Origin of the sequence: Acetobacter cerevisiae (assembly GCF_001580535.1) — a bacterium.
GTDB classification, from domain to species: Bacteria; Pseudomonadota; Alphaproteobacteria; order Acetobacterales; family Acetobacteraceae; genus Acetobacter; species Acetobacter cerevisiae.
This window is the reverse complement of sequence record NZ_LHZA01000081.1, coordinates 1-7,734: the sequence shown is the minus strand read 5'-3', so window position 1 is coordinate 7,734 and position 7,734 is coordinate 1. Positions and strand designations below refer to the sequence as shown.

Here is a 7,734-nt window from a genome sequence, read left to right as displayed (position 1 = left end):
GCAACCCGTGACTTGAACTCTGCCGCATACCGTTTCCGCGTAACCTTGCCCATAAAACCCGTCCTCGTTCAGGCCAGATGATAGCTTATCGCCCTGTCCGAAAAATGGGGACCACCTCTCAATGCGTGGATTTGGAGAATCGTCTTGAGGTACGATTGGAAACGCATCGACTACTGCCAGTTAGTGTCAATGTGATGAGGGATTCTTGATGCGTTTCACTGCCGAGGAACTGCTCTCTTATCTTCTTGAAGCGACACCGTGCTCAACCTCTCGGGCGCCACGTGATTCGCGCGGCCTATACGGCCTCGTCGATCACCATGGCGATCTTCGTTATATTGGATCGACAAGTTCGACTGATCAGACCCTTTATGAGCGGATCCACCAGCGCCATCGCACCGGTTCCGAAGGGATGAGCCACTACTTCTCGCAGATGTACAACACGGGCCGGATGTGGCGCGATCGCAAGAATCCAATCACAAAGACCGATGGCGATATTGCCAAGACGCTGCGCAACGAATTTATCGTCGATCATTGCCGCGCGGTATGGCTGCAGTTGCCCGACACTCTGGACATCGCCGCGCTGGAGGCTGAGGTGCTTTCTTTGGCACCTAGTCATGCTATTGCTTGGAACCGGCGTGGAATGCTGCCTTACGATGAGCCGGTTCACTTGGTGGAAGCTACGCTGTCTCGCCTTCGGTGGGGGACACGTGAGCGTGATGCCATCGAACGACAGCGCGAGCGTTTTCTTGCAACGATGACCGATCGTGTCGCAGCACCTATCTTGACGACAGCGACTGCCGGACAGATCTATGTCACACCGTTTCCGAAAGGGCCATTCTGCTTCTTTGCGCTGGACGTCGAGACTGCGACCCACGATCGCGGCAGCATCTGCCAAATCGGCATTGCTTGCGTGCGTCCCGATAATTCTATCGAAATTTGGACTACCTATGTCGATCCGAAAGTGGACCGGTGGGTGTTCACCTATCTACACGGGATCAGTGCGCGCATGGTGCGAGGCGCTCCAACCTTTTCTGACGTGCTGCCTGTCCTGAGGGATGCGCTGAAAGATGCGACTGTCTATCAGCACTCAAGTTTTGATCGCAGTGCGATAGCGGCGGCCTGTGGGAAATGCGGACAGCCTGTTCCTGAGTGGAACTGGCGTGACAGCGTTCACGTCGCCCGCGCTGCTTGGCCGGAACTGAAGGGCAATGGCGGTCATGGCTTGGCAAGCCTCAAGCAGCATCTCGGCCTCGTGTTCGAGCATCATCATGCAGGTGAGGATGCTCGCGCAGCAGCAGAGGTGGTCTTGCGAGCCGAGGAAGTTCGACCTGCCTGTGTGCAACGGCCGACACAGGCAAAACAGATACAGAGCGCTAATTCAGGAGGTTTAGACCTGAGAGAGGACCGCGGGAACTTGGAAACTGAGGTGCTCAAGACGGCGATCGCCCTGACGTCTCAAACTCCTGCCCCGCACGAGCACCTTTCTCACCACATCGGCACGACCGAACTCACTCAGGGTAATATCGACAATAACCACATCTACCTGAATAGCTTCTTCGACAAATTCCCCGCCGACGTGATCGGTGGATCAAACCGTGCCTCTGCTGCCTTGCGTGAGATTACCGTCGACTGGGGAGATGATGCGACAGTCACAACCGACCTTGACGGCACCAAGCGATTTTTTCGCAAAAGAGGGTGGATTCGTAAATTCTTCGAGCAGAAAAATGCACAAGCCGGAGACATCGTAGTTATAGAGGAGATTGAGCCCTATCGGTACCGCGTCGTTCTGAAGAGACGTCTTTCTTAGGAAGGATCATCTGTCGTGACAAATCGATGTCGAGCTAAAATGAGACCTTAGATGGTATAAAATGCTCTGAATGTGGTTCGTCTGGCTAAGCTCAGAACACAAAACCAGAACATGACGGCACGGCACTAAAACTTACTTTGATGCCCGATAGGATTGATATGTCATCCGACTGATGACCCAATCGATAGCTTTATCTTTTATATATAGCATATTGACGTTGCAAATGATCGGCTGCCGGAGCAGCGCGCGCCAGTAGTCTTTCTCATTCCAACGACGTTTGGCAAGCTGACGGTGGGAGACCAAACGCCACCCCACCTGTGGCCGTTCCAGACACCACTAACCATCTCTCCCATCAACATTGCCCAGCTCTGTCAAAAGCAACTCGAACTGCTTGAGAAGCTTCGGATTTTTAGTATAGCTGCACCCCTCGGCAATATCAGTCGTCGGATCATCGTTGAGTGCAATCTTTACCTTTGCGCTCTGTAGCAAGAAACTGCTGCGATACTTGAGGTTCGTGCCCACTGCCCCCGCAACAGACTGTTTAATAAGGTCAAGTGCCGGCTCTAGCTTGCCTAGTGCAAGTTTCACCTGCGACAGATTGTGCGTGAGCCAGATATATCCGCTTTCGTCATTAATTTTCTCGAGTACGGTTTCTGCCTCGATATAGCGACCGAGCTTGAAGAGCGTTTCCCCCCATTTACGCCGTTGGTAGCTGTCCGGTGCCTTCAAGGCTTCATAGGCTTCGAGCGCGCTTGCGAGACGGCTCTGCTCTTGTTCGACACTCGCCGCATGGAACATGATTTCCGCATAGTTGCCGCGACTTTGATCGTCATCAAGCATCAGAGGTATCGGGTCAGGCAAACGTTTCAGGACGGCCCCAACTCGCTCGGGCGCGTGCCAGACCAACGCGCGTACGAAGCTCGCGACCGAATGGTAGCCTTGGGGCACGCCGACCGAGGCGGCATATAACGCTTCTGACAAGAACAATTCCTCATGCTTATCGATAAGGTCGCCCGCCCAAGTCTGCCTCGCGCCGTTCAGGGTGTCGCCCAACGCCATAAGCAATGAGGATGAGACGCCGACGTCATCCTGTTTCGCTGCAATTATATCCATCGCATATGCACGTGCTTTGTCGTAATCTAAGGCTGTGCGGCCTAGCGACCGGATGAGTTGCAATTTGGCGTCATTCAAGGGGTATTCGGCGACAATTTCCTCAAATATCTGCTTGGCCTTATCACTACGTCCGACAAAACGAAGTGTCTTCGCGAGATGATGCTTGATCTCGGCGCGCTGGCGCGGACTGAGATCGGACATTCCTGCGAGATGATCGTAGGCGGGAAGAATGTTCGACGCCCATTCCTTCGCCGAACGTGAACCAAATCTCTGCCTTAGATAGCGATTCTTTGCCTCTATCGTCTCCAGCACGACCAGAATTTCGACCTCGTGATCTACACCGCTCAGAGAACCGAGGCGCTTTGCTTCATCCACAGGATCGGGAAGCATGTCGATCTGAGCCGCACTGCCTACCCAAATCATGGCCAATGCGTACAAGAAAGCAGGACGGCGATCCCCTCTCTCGACATTCTTGGCTATTTTCGTGCGAAGCTGGGAGGCAATCATTTGCAAGCCGTGCCCGTCGTCGCGAATGTGTCGTAGAATAAAGTTCTCGAGGCGCCGATCGATTTCCCGAGACTTTTCAACCGTAAGCCAATTCTGCGATTGCAGCGCGGCGAAGACGATGTCGTGTATTCGGATCGATGAAAAACTTTCCGGTGCCATGAGTCCATGGCGCTCGAATGCCTTGAGGCGCAATGTACCGACGACATACTTGAAGAAGGCACGATCGCAGTGGCTTTGACCTGCCCATAGGAAAAGGCAAAGCTCTTCCATCAAAACAGATTGCAGACGACCCAGGATACGATCGGCAAGCCGAACCTCGCCGTCCGACAGCTTTGCCACGTTAGCGCAGTCCCCAGCCAGTTCGTCCCAAGGCTCATTCTCACGGGCAGCCATGTTCAGCATCACAAGACTGAGCGGATGCCCGCCAATCGTGCGCCATATTTTTCGAAACGCTCTATCTGTTGGCTGGGTGAGGACGTCCTTACCCAACAACTCCCGTGCCTGTCGTTCCTCCATCGTCGGCATTGGAAAGGCTCCGGGAGAGGCAGCTTGCCTAGTGATCAGAATACGAGAGTCCGGCCCGCACAATGTGGCAAGTTGGTCGACAGCGAGAGTTCCCTTGGCGTCGTCGATTACAAGGAAGGTCTTATTCTTACGCAGGAGCGCGCTGACGTTACGTTCTGCACCGCCGCGTCGAATTGGGACCGAGGAAAGCTGCTCGATCCCGTCAATATCGCGGCCACTCACCCAAAAGCGATATTCGAACTGATTCTCGTGCCGCTTGAGGCACGCAGCAGCAGCTTGCGACTTTCCTATGCCATCGATACCGCATATCTCGACACATACGTCAGTGGCCAACCGCCGGTCCAATTCCATGTCGACGTTCTCATTCGCGACATACAGCGCGTTAAGAGGGGGTGCTCGCAGCGATGCGGGATGATCGTCGCGAATCTCATCTAAAACGAAAAGATATTGAGCCAGCGCGTCGATCGTGTCGTCCCGCAACATCAATGTGTCGATAATGGTTTCGGCGATGGACCGGCTGTCCATCACGTGAAGGCGACGTTCGCCCATACGCACATGCTGGAGCGCCTCGTTCACCATCCGCTCGATCGCGCCCGTTTCCGCGCGCTGGGAACTCAGGAGGTAGATATCTTCTGCGCGCGGCGCCAACTCAAGGGCGTGATTGAGGTCTCCCCACGGCTTGCTCATCGCCCCAGACAAATAACCCTTCTGGATCGAAGCCTCGACGACGACGGTGCCGTCCTCGGTCGTGGCGTCCAATGCACCACCAACAGGGCTGCCACCAACCGACGACCCCCGCTGTATGAGCGTGACGTCGAGCAGTTGCTCCAGGAGGACAACGGCAAAGCGCTCAAATATCGAGCCTGGGCCCAAAGCCGCTAGTGAATCGATCACACGCTGGATAAGCAGACTACGGGTCTGCGGGTTCACGATGAAGGCTCCGGCATTAAGGGATGTCCCAAATTCAAGCTGACCTGAATTCCACAGCTGCACCGACCATCATAGCAATGGTTCAATCAACTGCCAGATGTCGTGAGCGACGCGCGCCACCGGCCGGTTTCCGTCGACGATTCGACAGCGTTCCGTATCCAAGCGGGCTGCAGCGAGAAGCCCATTCCGGATAGCGAAAAAGTCCCTATCTGCCTCCGCCGGATCAAGCGCGGCGTCGTTTCTGCAGCTCCGTCGAGTTCGAGCGACATCGACAGGCAGGTCCAGAACAATCGTGATGTCTGGCGTGGTCGCTCCAACCACGATATCACGAACGGATCGGAACATCTCCTCGATATCGATATCTGACACCACGACTTGAAACGCGTAAGTCGAATCGATAAAGCGATCGGATACCACCCAATGCCCGGCAAGGAGGGCTGGTCGAATCACACTACGTACATGATCGAACCTCGCCGCGCTTACCAGCAAGAGCTGCTCCGTCGGCGAAAGACAACGTTGCCCGCGCGTCAGTATCTCTCTGATCTCCGCGCCCAGCTGCCCGCCATCCGGTTCCTTTGTCTGTAGCACTGTTCGGCCGGTGGCCCTAAGATGTTCGACCAACAATCGGACCTGCTCGGTCTTTCCGCTACCATCGATCCCCTCAATACTGACAAACGGCACGTACGCACTTCCCTGTTCTACGAATGTAAGGCTATGAATCCCATGAAGCGTTCCAGCACGGTTGCGTTCATATCCGCTGGCATGCTCTCGCCCAAAAAGCGGGATCATGCATTGGCTCGCCGGCAGTTGTACCTAAATTATGGCGCGCTGTCTTTGGCTACCAAACTCGAGCTAGCGGGCCATGATGTCTCTCTGCTCCACGGGGAGCACCGTTCTCCCGAGGAGGTGTTCCGACAGCTACAGGAGTCCGGTCGATTTCCGTCGATCTACCCGCTGATGGTTTCGATTCCTAGCTTTTACGCCCTACCTTGGGCACAGACGTTTTGCAAGCTCGCCAAAGCTTTCGACCCTTACTGCCGGATCGTGGTCGGAGGCCGTTGGGTTGTCGGCCCCGACCCGAATTGGTTTCGTGGTCTGTTGCCGGAAGCCGACACAGTTGCTCCTGGCCTCAGCGAAAGCGTCATCGAGCAGCTTCTAACGGAACGTCCTGTGCTCTCTCGCATCGCGGAACCGACGCCGGGTTTCACGCTCAACCATCGCCTGGTAGACGGCTTTCGTAAGTATCAGCCAAGCATTGAGGCATCGCGCGGCTGCGGCATGGGCTGCGTGTTCTGCGAAGAGCGCGACATCCAGGTGGAAAAACTCGGCGATGGCGCTGCGTTGGCAACATCGATGGCTCTTATTCGCCAGCAATATGAAGGCGAGGAAATTCGGCCTTACCTGCAGTCCTCAATGTTCCTCCCGACTGCCCATTGGGCGGCAGGTTTCGCAGATGAGATGCACCGCCGCGGCCTTGATATCTCATGGCGCACCGAAACTCGGGTCGACGTAATGACGCCCCAAACCCTTGAGCACCTCGCTCGAGCGGGGCTGCGGGTTATCGACCTCGGGCTAGAGACAGCCTCTCCGCACCAAATCCTGGCGATGAAGAAGGCCCGCAATCCCAGCCGCTACCTCTCCGCCGCTTCCGATCTCTTGACGGCGTGCCGCGATAACGGCGTGAAAGCCAAGGTCAACGTTCTACTCTATGCCGGTGAAACCCGTGAAACCCTCGAAGAGACGACTGCTTGGCTCGAAGGCCACCGCGATGCGATCGCAGGGGTTTCAGTCGGCCCAGTGCTCGCTTACGGGCCGCCCAAGACGGCCGACGTTTTAATCCAAGAGTGGTGCAGGCTCGGCGCCCGGCCAATCGATAAACATGCTGCGGCCACGTCTGGCATCACCGCTATGCATCTGAGCTCGGACTTCCCTGCGGAAGAGGCGGAAGCGGCAAGCCTTGCTCTTACCCGCCATTTCATGGACCAAGATGCATATTTCGCGCTGAAGAGCTTCTCTTATTACCCGCGCGATTATGATCGTGAAGATTTTGACCGCGACGTGTCGGCTTCCGATCCGTCCTTGCTGCCTTTTTCCGTCAGAGACACGTCGACACCCGAGGTCATGCCTTCCCACAATTTCGATACCGCATTTCAAGACTAAGGATAACCAATGACTATCAAGATGATCAAAGATCCGATCCACGGTTCCATCGAGTTCGAAGGAGAGGCCGAACTTCAGCTCAAGGCCGTGCTATCGGATCCTTATTTTCAGCGGCTACGCCGCGTGAAGCAGCTAGGTTTCGCTGACTATGTATTCCCGTCCGCCACCCATTCGCGATTTGGTCATTCATTAGGTGTTTATGCGGTAGCCAAGCGCTTACTGTCGGTCGTCGAGCCTGAAGTCAGAAATGGCGAATGGTCGGAAAAAGGCCGCGCTTGTCTAGCTGCGGCTCTTCTGCACGACATCGGCCACGGAATGTTCAGCCATGCGTTCGAAAACGCAATGAAACTATACGTAACGCGCAATGGTGAGCCGGAGGACAGCCCTCTCACGGCTGCGGTGAACCACGAGAAGATCAGCCCCCGGATCATCAAGAATACATCTATTGGTCGCATGCTCGAGAACATGGGCGGTGCGGATTTCCCCGAGATGGTGGCGAACATGATCGCCAAGAATGACGAGCAGTGCATATACACATCACTGGTGTCGGGCCAGCTCGATGCGGATCGACTGGACTACGCAAAGCGTGACCCTTACTTCTCCGGCGTCTCCTCGGTCAGCATCGACCTCGACTGGCTCATGCGGAATTTCCAGGTCGGAAACGGCCCTAATACCAACCGTTGATTGCTACA

The 7,734-nt window shown here is 55.5% G+C and carries 5 protein-coding genes; 3 read left to right on the top strand and 2 right to left on the bottom strand.

Translation table 11 applies throughout. The features are described from left to right. Positions 1-208 precede the first annotated feature (208 nt). Positions 209-1,807: a 3'-5' exonuclease gene (locus tag AD928_RS01130; protein ID WP_062247567.1), complete on the top strand. Its 1,599-nt coding sequence runs from the start codon at positions 209-211 to the stop codon at positions 1,805-1,807. A 336-nt stretch (positions 1,808-2,143) separates the two neighbouring features. Here the strand turns inward: AD928_RS01130 and AD928_RS01125 are convergent, their stop codons facing one another. Further along, positions 2,144-4,882, bottom strand: a complete 2,739-nt coding sequence (locus tag AD928_RS01125; protein ID WP_062247565.1) for a tetratricopeptide repeat protein — start codon at positions 4,880-4,882, stop codon at positions 2,144-2,146. 69 nt (positions 4,883-4,951) lie between these two features. Further along, positions 4,952-5,563, bottom strand: a complete 612-nt coding sequence (gene tmk, locus AD928_RS01120; protein ID WP_062247563.1) for a dTMP kinase — start codon at positions 5,561-5,563, stop codon at positions 4,952-4,954. 42 nt (positions 5,564-5,605) lie between these two features. Here tmk and AD928_RS01115 point away from each other — a divergent pair, with 42 nt between their 5' ends. Together AD928_RS01115 and AD928_RS01110 are read left to right on the top strand one after the other, a co-directional pair. Then, positions 5,606-7,042 (top strand): B12-binding domain-containing radical SAM protein, encoded by a 1,437-nt coding sequence (locus AD928_RS01115; protein ID WP_082779667.1) that lies wholly within the window; start codon positions 5,606-5,608, stop codon positions 7,040-7,042. A gap of 9 nt (positions 7,043-7,051) precedes the next feature. After that, positions 7,052-7,726 carry an HD domain-containing protein gene (locus tag AD928_RS01110; RefSeq protein ID WP_062247560.1) on the top strand — a complete coding sequence of 225 codons (675 nt, stop codon included), beginning with the start codon at positions 7,052-7,054 and terminating at the stop codon, positions 7,724-7,726. Positions 7,727-7,734 lie beyond the last annotated feature (8 nt).

Coding starts and splice junctions, on each gene's coding strand:
- AD928_RS01110 (WP_062247560.1), top strand. CDS start 7,052: ATGACTATCAAGATGATCAAAGATCCGATCCACGGTTCCATCGAGTTC.
- AD928_RS01130 (WP_062247567.1), top strand. CDS start 209: ATGCGTTTCACTGCCGAGGAACTGCTCTCTTATCTTCTTGAAGCGACA.
- AD928_RS01115 (WP_082779667.1), top strand. CDS start 5,606: ATGAAGCGTTCCAGCACGGTTGCGTTCATATCCGCTGGCATGCTCTCG.